Below are 21898 nucleotides of genomic sequence, written 5' to 3'. Positions count from 1 at the left end.
GCCCACATGTCCGAACGCTCAAGCCCGCAGATTTCCTCGCGCAAACAGCCGAAACAGGCACGCTCCACCGAGCTCGTCGCCGCGGTTCTGGAAGCGGCTGTTCAGGTTCTGGCGACCCAGGGCGCGGCACGTTTCACGGTGGCCCGGGTTGCCGAGCGGGCGGGCGTCAGCGTCGGCTCGGTATATCAATACTTCCCGAACAAAGCGGCGATCCTGTTCCGCCTGCAAAGTGATGAATGGCGGCAAACCAGCGACATGCTGCGCGAGATTCTTGAAGACAATCTCAAGCCGCCCTTCGAGCGCCTGCGTACCCTGGTGCAGGCGTTCATCCAGTCCGAATGCGACGAAGCCCAGATACGCGTCGCCCTCAACGACGCCGCCCCGCTCTACCGTGACGCACCCGAGCACCAGGCCGCGCGGATGTCGGTGCAACAGTCGGTGGACGCCTTCATGCTGCAAGCATTGCCAGACGCCCCGGCCCAAACCCGCACCCTGGCAGGTGACCTGGTCATCAGCACGCTCAGTGCCGTGGGTAAGCGTTTTTCATCAGCGCCCCGCTCTCCTGCGGACGTTGCCATCTACAGCGACGCCATGGCCGATATGTTCTGCGCCTACCTGGAAAGCTTGCAGCGACGCCCCTTTGAGACCGCTGTCTGCTGACAGGGTCGTCTGCCCTGCTCCAGTGACAGCCTGCCAACACTTTTACTACACTCCCCGATCTTGTTTCCCTCCGCTACGAGACGTCCCCTCACGATGAAAACCATAACAAGCTCGATGACGTTCTGTGGCCTGTTGGCGCTCTCTTGCGCCGCCCTGGCCGAGCCGACACCTTCACTGCTGGACCAGGTCCTGCAACGCGGCGAACTGAAGGTGTGCACCACCGGCGACTACAAGCCCTATACCTTTAAAACCGAAGCAGGCGAATACGAAGGCATCGACATCGACATGGCGCGCTCCCTGGCCGCCAGCCTCGGCGTCAAGGTGCAATGGGTGCAGACCACCTGGAAAACCCTGATGCCGGATATGGTTGCAGGCCAATGCGACATTGGCATGGGTGGGATTTCGGTGACGCTGGAGCGTCAGAAGAAAGCCTATTTCAGCACCACCCTGGACGTGGACGGCAAGATCCCGCTGGTGCGTTGCGAAGACAAGGAACGTTACCAGACCCTCGAGCAGATGAACCAGCCTTCGGTGCGCCTGGTCGAGCCGGCCGGCGGCACCAACGAAGCCTTCGTCCGGGCGTTCCTGCCCAACGGCCAGCTCAACTTCCATGACAACGTGACCATCTTCCAGCAACTGCTGGACAAGAAAGCCGACGTGATGATTACCGACGCCTCGGAAGCGCTCTACCAACAGAAACTCAAGCCCGGCCTGTGTGCCGTCAACCCGACCCGCTACCTGCAATATGGCGAGAAGGCCTACCTGCTGCCACGGGATGACAACACCTGGAAGATGTACGTCGATCAGTGGCTGCACCTGAGCAAGGCCAATGGCAGCTACCAGAAAGTGATTGGCCAGTGGCTGGCCGTGCCAGCCGCCCAGTAACCATTGGCTGCCCCCCCTGTGGGAGCGAGCTTGCTCGCGATGGCGTCAGGTCAGCCGCGTTGATATTGACTGACACACTGCAATCGCGAGCAAGCTCGCTCCCACAGGGGATCTGTGGCGTATGTGAATCCTGGGGTCAGCCCACAGGGGACCTGTGATGGGGTCTGTTGCGGGCAGGCCCATTCATCTCACTGCGCCGCGCGCACCTTGGCGATTTCCTCGTACATCGTCTTCACCAGGTCGCCATCCAGGGATTTGGCGAACTTGTCGACTACCGGTTTCACCCGCTCACGCAAGCGATCTTTCTCGGCCGGGGTGATTTCATTGACGGTCATCGCAGCGGCCAATGTGGTCTTGGCCTTGTCCATGCTCGCCGCCGTGACTTCACGCTGGAACGTTTGCGCCTCGGCCGCGGCCGCGCGAATCATCGCTTTTTCATCGTCGTTGAGACGGTTCCAGGTTTTCTGGCTGATGATCAACGATTGCGGATTGAAGATGTGCCCCGTGACGGAAAGGTACTTCTGCACCTCGTAGAATTTGTTGCCCTCAATCACCGTGAAAGGGTTTTCCTGACCATCGATGGTGTGCTGCTCAAGGCCGGTGTAGACCTCGGGGAACGCCATCGGCACGGGGTTGGCACCCAGCGCGGCAAAGGTCTCCAAGTAGATCGGCGACTGGATCACGCGAATCTTCAGGCCCTGCATGTCTTCAAGCTTGGTCACCGGATGCTTGCTGTTGGTCAGGTTGCGAAAGCCCAGGTCCCAATAACCCAGCCCTACCAGCCCTTTGCTGTCCAGTTGCGCCGCCAGTTTCTGCCCGACCGGCCCATCGATGACCGCATGGGCTTCCTCGACGTTGTTGAACAGGAACGGGAAATCGAGCATGGCGTAATCCGGTGCCTGGGCGGCCAGGATGCCGGAGTTGAGCACCGTGATGTCCAGTGTGCCGCCCTGCAACGCCGACACCGTTTGCACATCACCGCCCAACGTACCGCCGGGGAATAGGCGGACCTTGATCTTGCCGCCGCTCTTCTCGCCGAGCAGGTCGGCGAACTTCTGCGCGCCCTGGCCCTGGGGGTGCTCCTTGACGTTCTGAAAGGCGAATCGCAAGGTCCGTTCGCGGATTTCGTCCGCGTGGCTGGCCACGCCGGTCAACAGCAAGCCCGTCGCACACGCCCCGGCCAGCAGGGTTTTCATCAGTTTTCCCATGTCACTCTCCGATCGTTATTGTTTTTAAGGTCGAGCTAACAGCACCGGGGTTATCCGGTGAAGAATTTCAACGGCCCCAGGACCAATTGCGGGAACAGGACCAACAGTAACAGCACCACAAACTGCGCAAACATGAACGGCCACACCCCGCGCACGATTTCCTCGAAGTCCAGCCTGGCCACTCCGCAAACCACATTGAGCACCGTGCCCACGGGCGGCGTGATCAGGCCGATGGCGGTGTTGATCAGGAACAGCACGCCGAAGTACACCGGGTCGATCCCCGCCTGGATGACGGCCGGCATCAGCACCGGGGTAAGGATGAGGATGGTCGGGGTCATGTCCATCACCGTCCCTACCAGGATGATCAGCACCATCATCACCAGCAACAGAAGGGTCTGGTTGTCCATGAACGGCGCCAGCAGCTCCGCCAGTTGGCCCGGCAGGTCGGCGATGGTCACCAGCCACGATGAAACCATGGCCGCCGCCACCAGCAGCATCACCACCGAGGTGGTCTTGGCCGAGGACAGGATCACTTCGTACAACTGGCTGACCTTCATTTCCCGGTAGATCACCAGGGACACGAACAGCGAATAGACCGCCGCGACCACCGCGGCTTCCGTGGGCGTGAAGATGCCGAATTTGAGGCCCAGGATAATGATCAAGGGCAGGCCCATCGCCCAACTGCCATCGAGCAACGTGCGCAGCACTTCGGCACGGGAACGCTTGGGCGGCGTCTCGACGTTCTCGCTGCGGGAGATGTACCACCAGGCAACGGCCAGCGAAGCCCCCAGCATCAACCCCGGCACGATACCGGCCAGGAACAGCTTGGAAATCGACACCCCGGATGCCACACCGAAGACGATGAAGCCAATGCTCGGCGGAATGACCGGCGCGATGATGCTACCGGCGGCGATCAGCCCGGCCGAGCGCCCTCGATGGTGCCCGGCCAGCACCATCATCGGCACCAGCAACGCGGCCAGTGCCGCCGCATCGGCCACGGCCGAACCGGACAGCGACGCCAGCAGGCAGGAAGCGATGATCGCCACGTAACCAAGACCACCGCGCTTATGCCCCACCAGCGCCATGGCGATGTTGACGATGCGTTTGGACAGGCCGCCGACGTTCATGATTTCGCCGGCCAACATGAAGAACGGCACGGCCATCAGCGGAAAACTGTCCGCGCCGTTGAGCAGGTTCTGGGCGATGATTTGCGCATCGAACAGATCCAGGTAAACCATCAACGCCACGCTGACCACCAGCAAGGCGAACGCGATGGGCATGCCCAGTGCCATGCTGCCGATCAAGGACCCGAGAAAAATAACCAGCGTCATGGGCGGGTACTCTTTGTAGGGTTATGGGCAATGGAGTCATGGGTGAGCACCTCGGCATCGTTGTCCTTGACCATCACCAACTCGTCATCCCCGAGCTTGCCGAACAGCGCCAGGTAGAGCTCGTAGAGCAGGATCGGTGCGGCACTGGCGCCGAACACCAGGCCGGCGCCATAGAACAGCGCCATGGACAACCCCGATGCCGGGGCGACTACGTTCAGGTTGATCGCCGCCTGTTGCCAACTGCCACTGAAGATCAACCAGCAGATGTACAACATCAGCAGATGCCCGATGACCAGGCAGATCCGCTTGCCTGCCGACGGCAAGCGTTTGACCAGGCTGTCCATGCCCAGATGGGCACGGTCCTTGAGCGCCACCAGGGCACCCAGAAAAATCATCCAGACGAAGAACCACCGAGACAATTCCTCCGACACACTGATGCCCGAGTTGAAGGCATAGCGCAGCACCACGTTGCCGAACACCAGCACGATCATTGCGAGCATGCATAGCACGATCAGCAGCTTCAGCAGCTTGAAATACAAGTCGACGACTTTTGCCATCTTGAAGACCTCTCGGATTGTCGAGTGCCGGGTTCCAACCGGCGCAATAGAACGGCAGCGGTGTCCGCTATCGAATCCAAATGGAGGTGTTCCGAGGGGGTTCAGGCCAGAAGCGCCAGATCGAGAGAAAGGTGTCGGGCGTTTGCAGACAGGTTCGCATGAGGTGCTCCTCTATTTTTTATTATGGTCTTGGCAATGCGTCGCAAGACGTATGTGGCGCCTAAAATGTACCAACCGGTTAGTACGGTCAATATCCCAGGCACCCACCCATGACAAAGCGGGCGATTATCGGCCATGCGTTCACAGGTCTGCCCACCCCCGCACCCGCGAAACCAGGCACAAACTTTCCTTGGTTGAAGAACAGCAGCACGCCCGATCAACAGTTATCTATTAACCGTTCGTCATGATTAATAAAAATAAAATGAACAAAACTCGGTCAAAACTCTTTACACACATCAACTTAAGCCCACCAACTACGACCCCGCGACAACATTCCGGCGCCATTCTAACGGCATGTAAAAATTCCATCTTATTTTTTTCAGGCGCCAATAATTAATAAGGAATACCTCGTCGCTTAAAAATAAAAAAACAAAAAATAAAACCCTTTAAAATCAATACAGAACAACAATAATCCGGCCAATTAACAGCCCTTTCATCATCCCCAATGCGGCCTTTTAAAAAATATTAATGAAACTTCATATAAAAAAACTTTGCGGCTACGCACTTTGATGCTATTAATCTCCCGGCCAAGAACCAAGGTGCCACCACGTAACTTTCTTTACGCGCACAACCCCTTTCGGATATTGGAACCACACTTAACTTAAATCACTTACTCAAGTGCGTGCCCGCACTTGGGCGAACTGTTGTGCGGCGCAGCAGACTGCGCGAGGAAGGGCGTCATCGCTACTCAAGTCCCACGAATCAAGATCCTGTCGATTTTCGGCACCCGTCCCGAAGCTATCAAGATGGCTCCTCTGGTCAAGGCCCTCGCCGCCGAACCCGGCATTGAATCGCTGATCTGCGTCACCGGCCAGCACCAAAGCATGCTCAAGCAGGTATTGGATCTGTTCGATCTCAAGGCTGATTTCACCCTTGACGTGATGACGCCGCACCAGACGCTCAACTCCCTGACTGCCGCGCTGTACAGCGCCATCGACCCGGTCCTGGAACAGACCCGGCCGGATCGGGTGCTGGTCCATGGCGACACCACTTCGGCCATGGTGGCCTCGATGGCCGCCTTCCACCGGCGCATCCCCGTAGGCCATGTCGAAGCCGGACTGCGCACCGGCGATATCTACAGCCCATGGCCGGAAGAAATGAACCGTCGCTGCATCGACCTCAGTGCCGACCTGCTGTTTGCCCCTACCGGCCAATCCCGCGACAACCTGCTGGGCGAACGCCTGCAGGGCCGCTGCCTGGTGACGGGCAACACGGTGATCGATGCACTGCAACTGACTGCCCAACGCATCAATGACGATGCCCGGTTGCGCGGTGATCTGGACCAACAGTTCCCGTTCCTGCAAACCGGACGCAAGCTGCTGCTGGTGACCGGTCATCGTCGGGAAAACTTCGGCGAGGGTTTCCTGGACATCTGTAAGGCCTTGCGCGAACTGGCCCAGCGCACTGATATCCAGATCGTCTACCCGGTGCATCTCAATCCCAACGTACTGGGGCCGGTGACCGAACAACTGGGTGACCTGCTCAATGTGCATTTGATCAAGCCCCTGGATTACCTGGCGTTCGTGCGCCTGATGCAACATGCCCACGTCATCCTCACGGACTCCGGCGGTGTGCAGGAGGAGGCGCCGTCCCTGGGTAAACCTGTCCTGGTGATGCGCGATGTCACCGAGCGCCCCGAAGCCGTGGCCGCTGGCACCGTGCGCCTGGTCGGCACGTCCCCGGTCTCGATCATTGCTGGCGTGAACGCACTGTTCGACGACGTGGCCCTGTGGCGTCGTACCTCTCAAGCGGTCAATCCCTACGGCGATGGCAAGGCCAGCCAGCGCATCGTCGACACCCTGATGGGGCGTGCGGTCGACGATTTTGTCGCGGGTCAGGTGCAACCGGCCCACGAGCCGTCACACACGCCGCTGTCCGAGCCACGCGAGTTGCTCGCCGATTTCACTTCATAACTGCTACCCACCCTTATCAGATCGAGATTTGCCTGAATGAAGCCTTCCGTTGCCACCCCTACGGGCGCGCTCAGCGCCCTTGCCTGTGGCCTGAGCCTGCTCGCGCTCATGCCAAACTTTGCCCTGGCTGCGGATAGCCCGCTTACCCAGGCAATCCATCGACTCAACGCCGATACCCACCAGGAGCGTGAGATCCGCTTGAGCGACCTGGGCATCACCGCGCCAATCCTGCTGAGTGCCAGCGACGCTCGACGCGAACTGTATTTGCCGGTACCCGCTGGCGTGACCCTGAGCGATGCGACGCTGCAACTGGACGCCAGCTATCTCAATGGCGAAGGCGGCCGCAATACCATGCTGTTGTCGCTCGATGGCTACCCGGTGCGCGCCGAAGGCCTCAGCGAAGCGCAGGGCGATGCCAGCGTCAAGCTGGGCGTAGACCAGGCCCCACGGGACAACGGCCTGGTACGCCTGGGCATTGCCTGGTCATCGGTGGTCTCCCGGCCGCTGTGCGAAGACGACCGGGTCATCGGCAACGTGCTGCGCATTCAGCCCGATACCCGCCTGAACTACAGCTACGATGCCAGCCAACTGAAGGATGTCGGCGCCGCCTGGACGACACTGCCCGCCAACCCCGGCATCCTGGTCGCACCGGGTTCGTTGTCGGCCGGCAGCTATGATGCCGCCTGGCGATTGGGCGTGGCCCTGGAGCGGATCGGCAAGCATGCCCGTATCCTGCCCTTCCCTGCCCTGCAGGACAGCGTCGACCTGAGCGACCTGCGCGTCCCGGCCGAACTGTTGAACATTCCCGCCTTCGCCAGCCTCAACGGCAAGGGCCAGCATACCTTGGCCAACCCAGCCGAAATCGGTGCACTGCTGATGCTTGGGCAAGTGCCGAACCTGCAGGCCGACCTGGCCATCAGCGACCCGCAACTGCTCCAGGCCATCAACCAGTCCCTGGATGCCTTGCAGAGCCAGGTACAAGGCGTCGACGCCACGGCGGCAGCGGCCTTGACCCAATGGCGCGATGCCCACGTCAACGCCGCCATGGTGGGCACCGGCACTGACAACGTGCGCCTGGCGCTGCTGGGCACTCGCCCGGTGCTGACAATCGCCCCGGATGCGACCAGCAAAGCCTTGTCCTTGTTCGGTTCTGCATGGAATAAGCTGGCGCGCAGCCGCCAACTGACCGTGAACGAAGCGCAAACGCCGTTGAGCGATGATGGCCGCGTGGCCCTGTCGCGACTGGGCGGCGCTCCCGGTAACTTCGACGTGGCCTCGCGATTCGACTGGAGCACTTCGTTCCCCCTGGGCAACGTGGCGTATGACGGTCGCCTGCCTGTCACCGCAGTGGTCGACGTTTCCGCCGCACCCGGCGCTTCGGATACCGCGCCCGTGGCCTCGCTGTTTTTCAATGACTTCCTGATCGGTGCCCAGCAACTGACCACCGATGGCGAACCCCAACGCATCCAGGCTCACATCCCGCGCTACGCCCTGGGTTCGAAAAACGTACTGCGCGTCTCGTTCCAGCGCCAACCGGTCAGCGACCGTTGCCTTGAAACGCCTCAGGCGTTCCCGGTGTCCGTACTGCCTACCAGCCATATCGTGCTGGACAAAACCTCACTGGGTGACGATTTCGCCGGCATCGCCGCACGCTTTGCCGTAGACACCCAAGTGCTCGTTCCCCAGGCATACCTTGACCATCCGGCCAGCAGCCTGGCCCAGGTGATCCCGGTAGCCGATGCCTCGGGTGTCTCGCCGCTGCGCGCACAGTTGAGGGTCAGCACCGATCCGAAAGCCGTCGTCAGCCCGGACAAAGCCTTCCTGGCTTTCGAACTGCCGCTCAAGGACAGCAAGGAGTCGGTCCAGGTCGACGAGCAGGGTCACCTGCGGATCAACCATCAGGACCAGGTGATGCTGGATGTGCAGCGCCTCAACCAGTTGGCGTCGCTGCAAGTGGTGCAGACCTCGGGCCAGCACGGCCTGGTCTATCGGGCCCTGGGCGACCAGGCCCCATCCCTGGCCAAGCCGATTGTGTTGACCCGTGGCGATGTGGCGATCCTGGGCGACAGCGGTGCCGTGGCGGTCTTCGATACCCAGGATCCCAACGGTAGCCAGTTGATCGGCCAGGAAGAACCCAAGGGCCTGGATGCCTGGCGTAAACCGTCGCTGCTTTGGCTGATCCCCGGTGGCATTGCCTTGTTCCTTATCTTGTTGCTGGCTGGCCGTAGCGCCCGTCGCAATCGCCAGTAACGGTAACCTTTGATGACGTCGCTTTATTGGCCCTATTGGCTGGCCCACTACTATAACTACCTGGAAGCCGCGACCATTGTAGTCGCGGTACTGATCCTGATCTCCAGCCTGGACGATCTGATCATTGACGTGTGGTACTGGTCTCGCCGCCTGTACCGCAAGTTCACCGTGGATCGCAAATACCGGCCGCTGACCGCCGAGCAGCTGTTGGCCCGGGACGAACAGCCGTTGGCGATCATGGTGCCGGCCTGGCTGGAATACGACGTCATCGCACCGATGATCGAAAACATGGTGTCGACGCTCGACTACCAGAACTACGTCGTCTTCGTCGGCACCTACATCAACGACCAGCGCACCATCGACGAAGTCGAGCGGATGCGCCGGCGTTACAAGCAGCTGCACCGCGTGGAAGTGCCCCATGCCGGGCCGACCTGCAAGGCTGACTGTTTGAACTGGGTGATCCAGGCGATTTTCCTGCACGAGAAAACCCATGGCATGACCTTCGCCGGCGTCGTGCTGCACGACAGCGAGGACGTGCTGCATCCGCTGGAATTGCGCCTGTTCAACTACCTGTTGCCGCGCAAGGACATGATCCAGTTGCCGGTGGTCTCGCTGGAACGCAACTGGTACGAATGGGTGGCGGGCGTCTACATGGACGAGTTCGCCGAATGGCACGGCAAGGACCTGGTGGTGCGTGAAAGCATGACCGACACCGTGCCCTCGGCCGGCGTCGGCACCTGTTTTTCCCATCGCGCCCTGCGGGTGCTGGCCGGCGAAACCGAAAACCAGCCGTTCAACACCGACAGCCTCACTGAGGACTATGACGTCGGCGCGCGGTTGGCCAAGGTCGGCATGAACGCGATCTTCGTGCGCTTCCCGGTGCAGTTCCGGGTGCTGCGCAAATCCTGGTTCCGCAAGCCCTATGAATCGACCCTGACGATGCCGCTGTGCGTGCGTGAGTTCTTCCCCGACACCTTCCGCACCGCCTTCCGGCAAAAGGCGCGCTGGACCCTGGGCATCGGCCTGCAAGGCTGGGAACAGATGGGTTGGAATGGCTCGCTGGCCAACCGATACCTGCTGTTTCGCGACCGCAAGGGCGTCGTGACAGCGTTCATCAGCATCATCGCCTATGTGATCCTGGTGCAACTGCTGGGCCTGATCATTCTGCGCAACAGCGGCTTGTGGGACGTCAGTTTCCCTACGCCCTTTGAAACCAATGGCGTGATCAAATACCTGTTGTTGGCCAACGGCGTTGCCTTGGCCTGGCGGATCATGCACCGCTACTACTTCACCACGGTGCTGTATGGCTGGCAGCACGGTTTGTTGTCGATCCCGCGCATGCTGGTGGGCAACTTCGTCAACTTCATGGCCGCCTCTCGCGCCTGGCGCATGTTCCTGGTGGGCAAGGTCATGAACCGCAAGCTGGTCTGGGACAAGACCATGCATGACTTCCCGTCCACCGACCTGGTCGCTACCGCACCACGCCGCCTGGGCAGTGTATTGCTGTCCTGGCAAGCCATTACCGACACCCACCTGCAAAGTGCCCTCGACGAACAGCAGTCGCGCAATGTACCGCTGGGTCGGATTCTGCTCAATAACGGCTGGCTGGACGACGAAACCCTGGCCGAAGCCATCGCGTTCCAGAATGACCTGCCGCGGGTCTTTGAAGTGGCCCAGAAAGCGTCGGCCTCGACGTCGTCGCTGGCCAGCGAGTTTGCCTTGCGCTGGCGCGTCATCCCCCTGGGGCGCAATGGCGAAGGACGTGAACAGATCGCCGTCGCCAACCCGCTTTCCGATGAAGGCCTGCAACAGGTCAGCGCCGAATTGGGCAGCGAGCCGGTGCAACTGATCGCCCGGGAGAGTGAAATTCTCGCGTTGTTGCGCCGATTGCCGGCGAACAACGGTCATGCCGTACCGAATGCCCGCGCGCCGCTGCTGGGCGACCTGCTGATCGAAATGGGCCTGCTCGATCGCGATCAGTTCAGCCGCGCCATGTTGCAGTATCGCCCGCAGCATCACGGCCGGATCGGCGATTATCTGGTCGACAGCGGCGTATTGCCCCGGGCGACGATCGAACAGGTGGTGGCACGCCAGCACAGCCGCTACCCAATGGAGCTTCCGGCATGAACCGCCCCCTTCTGACCCTCTTGGCCGCGGGGCTGAGCCTGATTCCCGCGCTCGCGTCCGCCGAGACACTGCCGCTGCCGTTGACGGGGCCGGCCTACACCGCCGCCAACGAGGCCTATAGCGCCTACGAGCGCAAGGACTACGACCTGGCCATCGCCAAGGCGCGCGAAGCCCTGCGCCTGCGCGCCGACGTGACGCGCCTGAACACACTGATCGAGTTGGCCGAACGGGACAAGAAACTGCGCGACCAGCCGCAAACCGCCAGGTCATCCCGCGCAGCGCCGCCAGCACCGGGCTTCGCCGCCGCGTCCCAGGGCTTCAAAGCCTATGATCGCGAACAATTCGACCTGGCCGCGCAATCGGCGCGCAAGGCCATCACCCAGGCGCCACGACGCCGCGAATACCGGTTGCTACTGGTGGACGCCCTGCAGCGCCAGCAACATCTGGAAGAAGCCGACCAAGCCGTTACCGACGCGCTAGGGGTCTTCACCAATGACACCACGTTGCTGATGCGGCGCAAAGAAATTCGCCGCCAACTGGCAGCACCGCTGGCGGTCCAGGGCTACCGCGCCCTGCAGCAAGGCAACCGAGCCCTGGCTGTGGAAAAGGCCCGCAAAGCCGTAGGCTGGGCTCCGGAAATCGCCGCCAACCAGCAACTGCTCGACAATGCCTTGCTCGATGCCAATGATCCCGACGCACCGATCCTGGAGTGTCAGGAAAGCGCCTTCGGCCTGACGTGCGCCACCCGGCCGGTCAACACCTATGAGCGGGCACTGGTGAGCGATTTGCAGCTTGCTTATGATTCGGTCCGCAGCGGCGATGACGAGGCGGCCCACACCGCGTTCCGCAAGGCCGACGCCACTGAGCCACTGAAGCCGGCGGCGGCCCAGGACGCGGCCTACAACGCGATGCGTGTCAATGAAGACGACGAAGCCGTCGCGTACTTCAAACGCGTGATCGACGGGCAAGAAACAGCAGAGACGCCCATGTCCGCGCAACAACTGTTCGATACCCGTCGCGCCGTGGGTGACGTTTCGCGCAGGATGGGCCTGACCAGCACCACCAGCTATCGCGGCAACAGCTCCAGTGGCCTGAGCGCCGCGCCGAGCACCGGGGGCAGCGGCAGCCAAAGCAATGACTTGCTGCAAAACAGCACCGAGCTGTCCTGGCGCCCGCTGGGTTATCGCAACGCGCGCTTTGTCGAGCTCTACGGGCGTATCACCGATACCCTGTGGAGCAAGAACAGCGACTCGGACACCGGCGCCGATGCCCTGCAAGGCGCCGTTGGCGTACGAGTCAAACCCTTCAGTTCCGTCAACATCATGGCCGCCCTGGAACGCACCTTTCCCCTTGGATCGTCCAACGTCGACGGCGATTGGCTGGTGCGCCTGGGCTACGGCTCGAGCATCGGTACCGACCTGCGGGTCGATGTGCCGAGCTGGTGGACCTCGCAGTTGTATGCCGAGGTCGGCCATTACATCAATGACTCGCGCAATTACTTCAACAGCGAATGGCAAGTGGGCCGCAGCTACGCCATCGGCGGGACCGGTTCGCGCTGGGTGACCTTCCCCCATGTCGTGGCGGCGATCGACTACGATTCGAAGATGAAGAGCGAGGCCGGTGGCGGCTTTTCTTCCGGTGACGCCGGGGGGATCGGGATAGGAAACAACGTACGCTACTGGTTCCGGGAAGACGCCTACAATGCGCCACGTTCCTATGTGGATTTTTCCCTGCAATACCGCGCCAGGGTGTTCGGCGAGGATCGCGCCAAAGGGGTGTTCGCGCGCTTGACCTACTCCTATTGATCCGCTGGGTGTGCCAGTCGGTCCATCGCTACGAAAAGTGGCTCGTCTTGCCGAGCCGCGACTACACTGCATCCAGAAGGAACTTGTTTGAAAAGCTTCGCAACGTTCATCCATCGCAAGACTGTCGCGGCACTGTTACTGGCCGCGCTTCTCGCCGCAGGTACAGGGACGTACTACATGACCACCCGCGCGGCACCGAACATCGTCGGCATCGTCTGGCAGCCGGATAACCAGACCGTCGGCATCAGCGGCAATTGGGAAAAACTGGGCGTGCACGAGCTGCTGGTGCAATGGACGGTGGTGGACGACCAGGCCTTCGTGCCCGGCACCGGCCTGACCAGCGTGCCGGTACTGCCGGACTGGGCGCGCATCGCCAAGGCGCCCTGGGCCCGGGACGTTATCCTCGGGCTGGCCGGCTATTTCAGCGAAAACCGCTCTCGGGACGATATCGAGCAACTGGCGGCGCTGTCGGAGCGTATCGCTGGCTTGCCCACGCCATTGCATGTCACCGGTTGGTATTTTCCGGCTGAAGTCGACCCCAGTTGGTCAGGCGCCACGGAGTTGCCGGCCCTGCTCGCCAAGCTGCCGCGGCCGCTGTGGATCAGTGTCTACGACGGTGCCAACATCGGCCCCGCCGCCACCGCAGACTGGCTCAAGCAATGGCTGCCGAACGATATCGGCGTGTTTTTCCAGGACGGCGTCGGCGTCTACGCCCGCACCGCCCCGGTGGCCCGGAACTACGCCGACGCCCTGCGCGATCGGCTTGGCAAGGACCGCGTGCGGATCATCGTCGAAGCCTTCCGCCCCCAATACGGCGGTGGTTTCCGCGCCGCCACTGTCGCCGAACTCAAGCCACAACTGGCGGCCTATTCGGGCTACCCGCTCTACCTGTTCGATGGCCCGCATTATATGACGCCTGCGTCAGTGGACCAGCTGAAGCAAGCCCTTGCCCAGCCCTGACCAGACATCTGAGCTATCCGCTCGCCTCGCTTACTGAGTTTGTATCGGTCTGTATATAAAATGCGGGCTGATACGAAACGATGGATTTCACCTTCTCCTGGCACACATCGTCGATACATCTGCGCGTTTAACTGTGATCACCGGACAGCAACACATTCGTTGCCACCGGCCCACTCAATCAAACGCAAGGAGAATCACCATGTTCAACTTCTCGAAACTTTCGTCTCTTGCAATCGCCCTGACACTGGTTGGTGGCGTCGGCCTGTCGAACGCTGCCTCGGCAAAGAGCGCCCCGGCCCAGACTGCGCATCAACTGGCTGAGGGCGGGTCCGATCGTTTGATCCAGAATCGCGTGGCTGAAGGCGGGGCTGATCGGTTGCAGGAGCTGCGTGAACGCAGCGCGGTGTGAGGCGATTGTGTGGCCAGAGATTGCTCCCGCTCGACGCTGTAGGAGCTGGCGAAGCCTGCGATCTTTTGATCTTGATTGGCAGCGCAAAGATCGCAGCCTCGCTTCGCTCGACAGCTCCTACGGGTTTCACCCGCGGGAGCAGGCGCCCTCGCCACAAAAGCTTGTGGCTCAGGGCTTGATGTTCTTCAGCTCATTGAGCAAGGCGAGCAGTTGCTGCATCTTTTCCTCGCCGAACTGTTCTTCGATCCGCCGGTAGTTGCCTTCCATGCCCTCGCTCATGGACACGAAGCACTGCTGACCGCGTTCGGTCAGGCCGACGAAAACCCGACGCTGGTCCTGGCTGGACTTCTGTCGCCGCACCAGGCCATCGCGCTCCAGGCGACTGAGCACACCGGTCATGCTCGGCTTGAGAATGCAGGCCTGATGGGCGAGCTGGTGGCTTTCCAGCTCACCTTGCTGATGGAGGATGCGGATCACTCGCCACTGCTGTTCCGTGAGGTCATGCTGGTTCAGCGCCGGGCGGAAAAAAGCCATCGCCGCTTCGCGGGCTTGCAACAACGTCAGGGTCAAAGAAGGTCTGGGGTTGGCCATGTTCGAATTGTGTGAATGGGCGAGTCGGCAGCTTAGTGTCGCGGTCACAGCGCTGCAAGCGCTCAACGCAACCCCGATTGCCGTTGGCGATACTCCCCCGGCGTGAGTTGGGCGTAACGCTGGAAAAAACGACTGAAATACGCCGGGTCCTTGAACCCGAGCTGGTAGCAGATTTCATTGGCCGAGCTGCCGGTGAACAACAGCAGTCGCTTGGCCTCCTGCATCAGCCGCTCCATGATCAGACGCTTGGAAGGCAGGTCGGCGATGCGTCGGCACACGTCGTTGAGGCGCGCCTCGGTCACGCCGATGCCCTCGGCGTAGCGCGACAGCGGCCAATGTTGCAGGTAGTGGGCTTCGATCAGCTCATTGAAGCGATGAAAGATCTTCAGGTCTTCATGCCGTGCCGGCCTGGCTTCCAGGGAATTGGAACACAGCCGCAACAGGCTGATCATGATCAACCGCGTCAACCCATCCAGCGCCCCATTGCGCCCCGGACGCGCCGCCGCTACTTCCTCGCTCAGTTCCTCGAACAAGTATTCCAACCGCCGCACCTCCCCCGCCTGCCCAGGCCCCAGTTGCGCCAAGGCCACGCAGGCAGCCGGCATTTGCGCACCCGCCGGCGCCAGGCTTGGGTCGGCGTCGATCAACTGCCACACCAATTGCTGACGCACCGTCAGCACATGCCCGTCACTGTCGGCTTCGGTCACGAAGGCATGGGGAATGGTCGGCGGAGTGAGGAAGAACATCGGACCGGATTCGACGTACTGCTGGTCATCGAGGTACACGCGCACGGTGCCGCTCTTGACGTAGTGCACCTGGAAGAACCGGTCGTGGCGATGCACCGGCATGTTGCGGCCGAAAAAACCCGCCAGGTTGGCGAGCCGGTCGTAATGCACTTCGGCGTCGCTGTAGCGCTGGTCATACACCTGACCAATGTTGATGTTCGGGATCGGCTGGCGGTCGGTCATCACGCAGGGCTCGTTTTTATTCTGATTCAGGTACCTGTCGCACTCATCCTGCACCGAATCCGACGAGGCAACCAGTGCCAGTCATTCTGTCACGCTTGACGATAGTTAACATCTTAATTATAACCGTTAATACATTAACAATAATCGCAGAGCCTCATCACTCTGCCATCGCCAGGAGACAAGCATGAGCCGTGCCCTGCATGACGTCGCGACCGGCACCCTGTTCGGGGTCGCACTGAACTATCAGGGGCTGCTGAAGCAGCGCCTCGCCGAGTTCGAGCAACCGCCCTACCAGAAGCCGCCGCTCAAGCCCGTGCTGTTCATCAAGACGCCCAATACCCGCAACCGGCACGGCGCCGAAGTGATTCATCCGGGTCATGGCGAAAGGCTGCAACCCGGACCGGCCCTGGGCGTGGTGATGGGCAAGTCGGCCAGCCGCGTCAGTGTCGCCGAAGCCCTGGACTACGTGGCCGGCTACACCGTCGTCAATGAATTCAGCCTCCCGGAAGACAGCTATTACCGCCCCGCCGTCAAGGCCAAGTGCCGGGACGGCTTCTGCGCCATCGGCCCGGAACTGGTGCCGATAGCCCAGGTGGCTGACCCCCACAGCCTGGCGATCACGCTGTACGTCAATGGCGAGGTGTGCCAGCAAAACAGCACGGCCAATTTCGTTCGCAACATTCCCCAGTTGATTGCTGAAATCAGCGAGTTCATGACTCTGCATGCCGGTGACGTCTTGATCACCGGCACGCCTGAGGGTCGGGTCGACGTATTGCCCGGAGACCGTATCGAAGTGGAGATCAGCGGCCTGGGCCGTCTGGTCAATACCGTCGTGGCCGAGGAAACAGGAGCAGGTTCATGAAGCACGCGCGCATTCGTTTTGAAGGCCAGGATCACGCCGTCACCGTTGAAGCCCACAACGCCGTACGCCTGGCGGACGGTCGCCTGCTGGCCGAGGACCAGGTCCAGTGGCTGCCCCCGGCCACCGGCAACATGTTCGCCCTGGGCCTGAACTATGCCGATCACGCCGCCGAGCTGGCGTTCAAGCCGCCGACCGAGCCCCTGGCGTTCATCAAGTCGCCCGGCACCTACACCGGCCATAACCAGGTGACCTGGCGTCCCGATAACGTCGCCTACATGCACTACGAGTGCGAGCTGGTGGCGGTCATCGGCAAAGCCGCGCGCAACGTCAAGCGCGAGGATGCGCTGGGCTACCTGGCCGGCTACACCGTGTGCAACGACTATGCGATCCGCGACTTCCTGGAAAACTACTACCGCCCCAACCTGCGGGTGAAGAACCGTGATGCGACAACGCCCGTCGGCCCCTGGATCGTCGACCTGGCCGATGTACCGGACCCGAGCAACCTGAAACTGCGCACCTGGATAAACGGCCAGTTGCGCCAGGAAGGCAGCACGAAGGACATGATTTTCGACATCCCCTACCTGATCGAATACCTGTCCAGCTTCATGACCCTGCAGCCCGGCGACATGATCGCCACCGGCACGCCGGAAGGCCTGGCCGACGTGGTGCCCGGTGATGAAGTGGTGGTGGAAGTGGAAGGCGTCGGTCGCCTGGTCAATCGAATTGTCAGCGAAGCCGAGTTCTTCGCATCCCGTAAAGAGGCGTGAGCAGCATGATCAAACACTGGATCGACGGCCGTGAGGTCGAAAGCAAAGACGTCTTCGTCAACTACAACCCGGCCACCGGGGAGGCCATCGGCGAAGTCGCCAGCGGCGGCGCCGAGGAAGTGGCCCAGGCGGTCGCGGCGGCCAAGGAAGCGTTTCCGAAATGGGCCAACACCCCGGCCAAGGAGCGCGCCCGGCTGATGCGCAAGCTCGGTGAACTGATCGAGCAGAACGTGCCGAAGCTGGCCGAACTGGAAACCCTCGACACCGGTTTGCCGATCCATCAGACCAAGAACGTGCTGATCCCGCGGGCCTCCCACAACTTCGATTTCTTTGCTGAAGTCTGCACGCGGATGGACGGCCATACCTACCCGGTCGACGACCAGATGCTCAACTACACCCTGTACCAACCGGTGGGTGTCTGCGCACTGGTATCGCCCTGGAACGTGCCGTTCATGACCGCGACCTGGAAAACGGCGCCGTGCCTGGCCCTGGGCAACACGGCCGTGCTGAAGATGTCCGAGCTGTCGCCGTTGACCGCCAACGAGCTGGGGCGCCTGGCCGTCGAGGCCGGCATTCCCAATGGCGTGTTGAACGTGATCCAGGGGTACGGCGCCACCGCCGGCGACGCGCTGGTGCGCAACCCGGATGTGCGGGCCATCTCCTTCACCGGCGGCACCGCCACCGGCAAGAAAATCATGCAGACCGCCGGGTTGAAAAAGTACTCGATGGAACTGGGCGGCAAGTCGCCGGTGCTGATTTTCGAAGACGCCGACCTGGAACGTGCCCTCGACGCGGCGCTGTTCACCATTTTTTCCCTCAATGGCGAACGCTGCACCGCCGGCAGCCGGATCTTCATCCAGGAAAGCGTCTACCCGCAATTCATGGCCGAGTTTGCCGCCCGCGCCAAACGCCTGATCGTCGGCGACCCGCAAGATCCGAAAACCCAGGTCGGTTCGATGATCACCCAGGCCCATTACGACAAGGTCACCGGCTACATCAAGATCGGCCTCGAAGAAGGCGCCACCCTCGTCGCCGGTGGCCTGGAACGCCCGGCCAACCTGCCGGCGCACTTGAGCCGCGGCCAGTTCATCCAGCCGACAGTATTCGCCGATGTGAACAACAAGATGCGCATCGCCCAGGAAGAAATCTTCGGCCCGGTGGTGTGCCTGATTCCGTTCAAGGATGAAGCCGAAGCCTTGCAACTGGCCAACGACACCGAATATGGCCTGGCTTCGTACATCTGGACCCAGGACATTGGCAAGGCCCATCGCCTGGCCCACGGCATCGAGGCCGGCATGGTGTTCATCAACAGCCAGAACGTGCGCGACCTGCGCCAGCCTTTCGGCGGCGTGAAGGGTTCCGGAACCGGCCGCGAAGGCGGACAGTACAGCTTTGAAGTGTTTGCCGAGATCAAGAACGTTTGCATCTCCATGGGCAGTCATCACATACCGCGGTGGGGTGTTTAACCCAAGGTAAGTAATGAACGCTGTGGCGAGGGGATTTATCCCCGCTGGGGCGCGAAGCGCCCCCCTCGGTAGACCTGGCACACCGACTTCTCAAATATTGGGGCTGCTACCCGGCCCAGCGGGGATAAATCCCCTCGCCACAAAAGCTCCAACACAAGCAAGACCCGATTCACCGATTATCCAAGATCCAACAAGAACAATTTTTCAGGAGAATCATCATGGGCGAAGTCGTCCTGGCGGCGAAAATCTGCCACGTTCCCTCGATGTACCTGTCGGAGCTGCCCGGCAAGCACCACGGTTGCCGCGCCGCCGCGATTGCCGGCCACAAGGAAATCGGCCGTCGCGCCCGTGAGCTGGGGGCCGATACCGCCGTGGTGTTCGACGTGCACTGGCTGGTCAACAGCGCCTATCACGTCAACAGCGGCGAGCACTTCAAGGGCGTCTACACCAGCAACGAGCTGCCGCACTTCATCAAGAACATGGAGTACGAATACTCGGGCGCCCCGGAGCTGGGCGAACTGATCGCCGCCGAGGCCAATGCCGTCGATGTGCGGACCCTGGCCCACAACATCCCAAGCCTTGAACTGGAATACGGCACGCTGGTGCCCATGCGCTACATGCACATGGATATCGCCCAAGACCAGAAATTCAACGTCGTATCGATTGCCGCCTGGTGCGCCTGGCATCGCCTGCAAGACAGCTTCGCCTTCGGCGCCGCTGTGCGCCGGGCCATCGAGAAAAGCGATCGCAAGGTGCTGGTGCTGGCGTCCGGTTCGCTGTCGCACCGTTTCTCCGATGATCGCAACGCTGAAGCCAACATCCACAACTGGACACGGGAGTTCGACAAGCAGGTCGACCTGCACGTCGTCGAAATGTGGCGCCAGGGCCGCTGGAAAGAGTTCTGCGCGATGCTTCCGGACTACGCCGAACACTGCTTCGGTGAAGGCAAGATGCATGACACGGCGATGCTGCTGGGATTGCTCGGCGGACCGGACTACGACAAGCCCGCCGAAATCATCACCGAACCTTTTGGCAGTTCCGGCACCGGCCAGATCAACGCCATTTTCCCAGTTTAAGAACAGCCACACGTTGCAAGCGGATCGCTTGCAACTTGCCGCTTGTAGCTCACCACTCGAAGCTGCCGACGCAGGAGGCTCCCATGCCGCATTTCATCGCTGAATACACCGACAACATCGAACGACAAGCCGACCTGCCCGGCCTGTTTGAAAAGGTCCACGCCTTGCTGGGCGACAGCGGCGTGTTCCCCCTGGGCGGCATCCGCAGCCGTGGCGTGCGCCTGGACACCTGGCGCATGGCCGACGGCAAACATGATTACGCCTTCGTGCACATGACCTTGAAAGTCGGCCATGGCCGCGACCTGGCCACCCGCCAGAACGTCGCGGAAAAACTCTTCGAGGTGATTACCGCGCACTTCGCCGAACTCCAGGCCCAACGCCTGCTGGCCCTGTCGTTCGAGATGATCGAACTGCACGAGCAACTCAACTTCAAGGCCAACAACATCCACGCCTTTCTCAAGGCCCAGGCCACCTGAATCCGTCTGCCCCGCGCTCCCCATCGGCCTCTCTGACAAAAAGTACAAGATCATGAGCACAGCCAATACCGCCAACACTGCCGGCACCGTCGCCCACGACCGCACCCATGCCACCATCACCTGGCGGCTGATGCCGTTGCTGCTGGTCTGCTACCTCTTCGCCCACCTGGATCGCATCAACATCGGCTTCGCGAAGATGCAGATGAGCACCGACCTGCAATTCAGCGATACGGTCTACGGCTTCGGCGCCGGCCTGTTTTTCATCGCTTATGCGCTGTTTGGCGTACCCAGCAACATGGCCTTGGACCGGGTCGGTCCGCGACGCTGGATCGCCACGCTGATGGTGGTCTGGGGCGCCCTGTCCACCGGCATGTTCCTCGTCGAGAGCGCCGCTGGTTTCTACGTGTTGCGCTTCCTGCTCGGCGTGGCCGAGGCGGGTTTCTTTCCTGGCATCCTGGTCTTTCTCAATCGCTGGTATCCGGCCCGGCGCCGGGCCCAGGTGACCGCCCTGTTTGCCATCGCCGTGCCGATGGCCGGGGTGATTGGTGGGCCATTGTCCGGCGGCATTCTCGAGCATTTCCATGACCTTGGCGGCCTGCGCGGCTGGCAGTGGATGTTCGTCATCGAAGGGCTGCCGGTGATCCTGCTCGGCCTCGTGGTGCTCAAGTGCCTGCCGGACAGTTTCGAGACAGTCAACTGGCTCACACCGCACGCCAAGCAGCAATTGCGTGAACAACTGAGCCTTGAAGAACAGCGCAAATCCATTACGTCGTTCTCGGCGATCCTCAACAACCCACAGGTCTGGCTGCTGGTGGCGGTGTACTTCGCGGTGATGCTGGCGGTGAACACCCTGGCCTTCTGGATGCCGACCCTGATCCACGGCGCCGGCATCGGCAGCGACGGCAAGGTCGGGCTGCTCAGCGCGGTGCCCTACCTGGCTGGCTGCTTTTTCATGATCGGTTGCGGGCGCTCCTCCGACCGCCATCGCGAACGCCGCTGGCACCTCTGCGTGCCCCTGTTGATGGCAGCGGCAGGCATTGCCGTCGCCGGGCTCTCGCCCACCGACCCGACCCTGGTGCTGACTGGGCTGATCGTCGCCGGCATGGGCGCCAGTGCGGCGCTGCCGATGTTCTGGCAATTGCCGCCGGCCTTCCTGTCCAACGGCACCCAGGCCGCCGGCATCGCCCTGATCAGCTCCTTCGGCAGCATCGCCTCGTTCTTCGCGCCCTACCTGATCGGCTGGATGCGCGACACCACCCAGAGCGCCAGCCTCGCCCTGTACGTACTGGCCCTGCTCATCACCCTTGGCGGCTTGCTGGTGCTGCGCACCCGCGCGGCCATCGTCAACCCTCAATAAGAGACCTTTGT

Annotated in this window: 19 protein-coding genes; 14 read left to right on the top strand and 5 right to left on the bottom strand. The window is 61.5% G+C overall.

The genetic code is table 11. The features are described from left to right. Positions 1-6 precede the first annotated feature (6 nt). Positions 7-660: a TetR/AcrR family transcriptional regulator gene (locus tag BLQ55_RS25570; RefSeq protein WP_092258051.1), complete on the top strand. Its 654-nt coding sequence runs from the start codon at positions 7-9 to the stop codon at positions 658-660. A 93-nt stretch (positions 661-753) separates the two neighbouring features. Continuing rightward, positions 754-1545: a transporter substrate-binding domain-containing protein gene (locus BLQ55_RS25565; protein WP_092205192.1), complete on the top strand. Its 792-nt coding sequence runs from the start codon at positions 754-756 to the stop codon at positions 1543-1545. 188 nt (positions 1546-1733) lie between these two features. On the opposite strand, the gene BLQ55_RS25560 is transcribed toward BLQ55_RS25565, so the two are convergent. From BLQ55_RS25560 to BLQ55_RS25550, 3 genes are read right to left on the bottom strand one after another with little or no spacing between them, the layout of a single operon-like run. Further along, positions 1734-2753, bottom strand: coding sequence for a TRAP transporter substrate-binding protein (locus BLQ55_RS25560; protein ID WP_092258048.1), 1020 nt, complete (start codon positions 2751-2753; stop codon positions 1734-1736). A 50-nt stretch (positions 2754-2803) separates the two neighbouring features. After that, the gene (locus BLQ55_RS25555) at positions 2804-4084 is read right to left on the bottom strand and encodes a TRAP transporter large permease subunit (RefSeq protein ID WP_092258045.1); all 1281 of its coding nucleotides are present in this window, start codon (positions 4082-4084) and stop codon (positions 2804-2806) included. After that, complete coding sequence (locus BLQ55_RS25550) at positions 4081-4641, bottom strand: TRAP transporter small permease (RefSeq protein WP_092258042.1); 561 nt, start codon at positions 4639-4641, stop codon at positions 4081-4083. The genes BLQ55_RS25555 and BLQ55_RS25550 overlap by 4 nt, the downstream gene beginning before the upstream one ends. Before the next feature lie 899 nt (positions 4642-5540). On the opposite strand from BLQ55_RS25550, the gene wecB reads away from it, so the two are divergent. The 6 genes from wecB (at position 5541) to BLQ55_RS25520 (ending at position 14324) form a co-directional block, all read left to right on the top strand. Then, positions 5541-6773 (top strand): non-hydrolyzing UDP-N-acetylglucosamine 2-epimerase, encoded by a 1233-nt coding sequence (gene wecB, locus BLQ55_RS25545; RefSeq protein ID WP_092258075.1) that lies wholly within the window; start codon positions 5541-5543, stop codon positions 6771-6773. A gap of 36 nt (positions 6774-6809) precedes the next feature. After that, positions 6810-9023, top strand: coding sequence for a hypothetical protein (locus tag BLQ55_RS25540; RefSeq protein WP_092258040.1), 2214 nt, complete (start codon positions 6810-6812; stop codon positions 9021-9023). Between the two features lie 12 nt (positions 9024-9035). Continuing rightward, the gene (locus BLQ55_RS25535; RefSeq protein ID WP_092258038.1) at positions 9036-11150 is read left to right on the top strand and encodes a glycosyl transferase family protein; all 2115 of its coding nucleotides are present in this window, start codon (positions 9036-9038) and stop codon (positions 11148-11150) included. Continuing rightward, positions 11147-12955, top strand: coding sequence for a bacteriophage N4 adsorption protein A (locus BLQ55_RS25530; protein WP_092258035.1), 1809 nt, complete (start codon positions 11147-11149; stop codon positions 12953-12955). Before BLQ55_RS25535 ends, BLQ55_RS25530 begins: the two co-directional genes overlap by 4 nt. 177 nt (positions 12956-13132) lie before the next feature. Further along, positions 13133-13915, top strand: coding sequence for an alpha-amylase family protein (locus tag BLQ55_RS25525; protein WP_092258072.1), 783 nt, complete (start codon positions 13133-13135; stop codon positions 13913-13915). 199 nt (positions 13916-14114) lie between these two features. Continuing rightward, on the top strand, positions 14115-14324 hold the full coding sequence (locus tag BLQ55_RS25520) for a phage infection protein (protein WP_092258032.1): 210 nt from the start codon (positions 14115-14117) through the stop codon (positions 14322-14324). A gap of 168 nt (positions 14325-14492) precedes the next feature. Here BLQ55_RS25520 and hpaR read toward each other — a convergent pair whose 3' ends face one another. Continuing rightward, positions 14493-14915 carry a homoprotocatechuate degradation operon regulator HpaR gene (gene hpaR / locus BLQ55_RS25515; protein ID WP_060742174.1) on the bottom strand — a complete coding sequence of 141 codons (423 nt, stop codon included), beginning with the start codon at positions 14913-14915 and terminating at the stop codon, positions 14493-14495. A gap of 62 nt (positions 14916-14977) precedes the next feature. Next, positions 14978-15883, bottom strand: a complete 906-nt coding sequence (gene hpaA / locus BLQ55_RS25510; RefSeq protein WP_092205201.1) for a 4-hydroxyphenylacetate catabolism regulatory protein HpaA — start codon at positions 15881-15883, stop codon at positions 14978-14980. A gap of 184 nt (positions 15884-16067) precedes the next feature. Between hpaA and BLQ55_RS25505 the strand changes: the two genes are divergently transcribed. From BLQ55_RS25505 to BLQ55_RS25480, 6 genes are all read left to right on the top strand, one after another. Beyond that, positions 16068-16745: a fumarylacetoacetate hydrolase family protein gene (locus BLQ55_RS25505; RefSeq protein ID WP_092258029.1), complete on the top strand. Its 678-nt coding sequence runs from the start codon at positions 16068-16070 to the stop codon at positions 16743-16745. Next, the gene (locus BLQ55_RS25500) at positions 16742-17512 is read left to right on the top strand and encodes a fumarylacetoacetate hydrolase family protein (RefSeq protein WP_092258026.1); all 771 of its coding nucleotides are present in this window, start codon (positions 16742-16744) and stop codon (positions 17510-17512) included. The genes BLQ55_RS25505 and BLQ55_RS25500 overlap by 4 nt, the downstream gene beginning before the upstream one ends. A gap of 5 nt (positions 17513-17517) precedes the next feature. Continuing rightward, on the top strand, positions 17518-18978 hold the full coding sequence (gene hpaE, locus BLQ55_RS25495; protein WP_092258023.1) for a 5-carboxymethyl-2-hydroxymuconate semialdehyde dehydrogenase: 1461 nt from the start codon (positions 17518-17520) through the stop codon (positions 18976-18978). A 218-nt stretch (positions 18979-19196) separates the two neighbouring features. Beyond that, positions 19197-20054 carry a 3,4-dihydroxyphenylacetate 2,3-dioxygenase gene (gene hpaD, locus BLQ55_RS25490; RefSeq protein WP_092258020.1) on the top strand — a complete coding sequence of 286 codons (858 nt, stop codon included), beginning with the start codon at positions 19197-19199 and terminating at the stop codon, positions 20052-20054. Positions 20055-20137: 83 nt separating this feature from the next. Then, positions 20138-20530: a 5-carboxymethyl-2-hydroxymuconate Delta-isomerase gene (locus BLQ55_RS25485; protein ID WP_092205206.1), complete on the top strand. Its 393-nt coding sequence runs from the start codon at positions 20138-20140 to the stop codon at positions 20528-20530. Between the two features lie 52 nt (positions 20531-20582). After that, entirely contained in the window at positions 20583-21887 is a 1305-nt protein-coding gene (locus BLQ55_RS25480) for an MFS transporter (protein WP_092205207.1), read from the top strand. Positions 21888-21898 lie beyond the last annotated feature (11 nt).

This window comes from Pseudomonas sp. NFACC13-1, from assembly GCF_900104425.1.
Taxonomy (GTDB): Bacteria; Pseudomonadota; Gammaproteobacteria; order Pseudomonadales; family Pseudomonadaceae; genus Aquipseudomonas; species Aquipseudomonas fluorescens_AA.
Note: the sequence above shows the minus strand (reverse complement) of the source record. Positions and strands in the feature narration are given on the sequence as shown.

What these genes read in the sequence shown, in the direction of transcription:
- BLQ55_RS25520 (WP_092258032.1), top strand. Translation starts at nt 14,115, where the DNA reads ATGTTCAACTTCTCGAAACTTTCGTCTCTTGCAATCGCCCTGACACTG.
- BLQ55_RS25480 (WP_092205207.1), top strand. Translation starts at nt 20,583, where the DNA reads ATGAGCACAGCCAATACCGCCAACACTGCCGGCACCGTCGCCCACGAC.
- BLQ55_RS25530 (WP_092258035.1), top strand. Translation starts at nt 11,147, where the DNA reads ATGAACCGCCCCCTTCTGACCCTCTTGGCCGCGGGGCTGAGCCTGATT.
- BLQ55_RS25505 (WP_092258029.1), top strand. Translation starts at nt 16,068, where the DNA reads ATGAGCCGTGCCCTGCATGACGTCGCGACCGGCACCCTGTTCGGGGTC.
- hpaE (WP_092258023.1), top strand. Translation starts at nt 17,518, where the DNA reads ATGATCAAACACTGGATCGACGGCCGTGAGGTCGAAAGCAAAGACGTC.
- BLQ55_RS25485 (WP_092205206.1), top strand. Translation starts at nt 20,138, where the DNA reads ATGCCGCATTTCATCGCTGAATACACCGACAACATCGAACGACAAGCC.
- BLQ55_RS25570 (WP_092258051.1), top strand. Translation starts at nt 7, where the DNA reads ATGTCCGAACGCTCAAGCCCGCAGATTTCCTCGCGCAAACAGCCGAAA.
- BLQ55_RS25560 (WP_092258048.1), bottom strand. Translation starts at nt 2,753, where the DNA reads ATGGGAAAACTGATGAAAACCCTGCTGGCCGGGGCGTGTGCGACGGGC.
- hpaR (WP_060742174.1), bottom strand. Translation starts at nt 14,915, where the DNA reads ATGGCCAACCCCAGACCTTCTTTGACCCTGACGTTGTTGCAAGCCCGC.
- BLQ55_RS25565 (WP_092205192.1), top strand. Translation starts at nt 754, where the DNA reads ATGAAAACCATAACAAGCTCGATGACGTTCTGTGGCCTGTTGGCGCTC.
- hpaA (WP_092205201.1), bottom strand. Translation starts at nt 15,883, where the DNA reads ATGACCGACCGCCAGCCGATCCCGAACATCAACATTGGTCAGGTGTAT.
- BLQ55_RS25535 (WP_092258038.1), top strand. Translation starts at nt 9,036, where the DNA reads ATGACGTCGCTTTATTGGCCCTATTGGCTGGCCCACTACTATAACTAC.
- BLQ55_RS25550 (WP_092258042.1), bottom strand. Translation starts at nt 4,641, where the DNA reads ATGGCAAAAGTCGTCGACTTGTATTTCAAGCTGCTGAAGCTGCTGATC.
- BLQ55_RS25500 (WP_092258026.1), top strand. Translation starts at nt 16,742, where the DNA reads ATGAAGCACGCGCGCATTCGTTTTGAAGGCCAGGATCACGCCGTCACC.
- BLQ55_RS25540 (WP_092258040.1), top strand. Translation starts at nt 6,810, where the DNA reads ATGAAGCCTTCCGTTGCCACCCCTACGGGCGCGCTCAGCGCCCTTGCC.
- BLQ55_RS25525 (WP_092258072.1), top strand. Translation starts at nt 13,133, where the DNA reads ATGACCACCCGCGCGGCACCGAACATCGTCGGCATCGTCTGGCAGCCG.
- hpaD (WP_092258020.1), top strand. Translation starts at nt 19,197, where the DNA reads ATGGGCGAAGTCGTCCTGGCGGCGAAAATCTGCCACGTTCCCTCGATG.
- BLQ55_RS25555 (WP_092258045.1), bottom strand. Translation starts at nt 4,084, where the DNA reads ATGACGCTGGTTATTTTTCTCGGGTCCTTGATCGGCAGCATGGCACTG.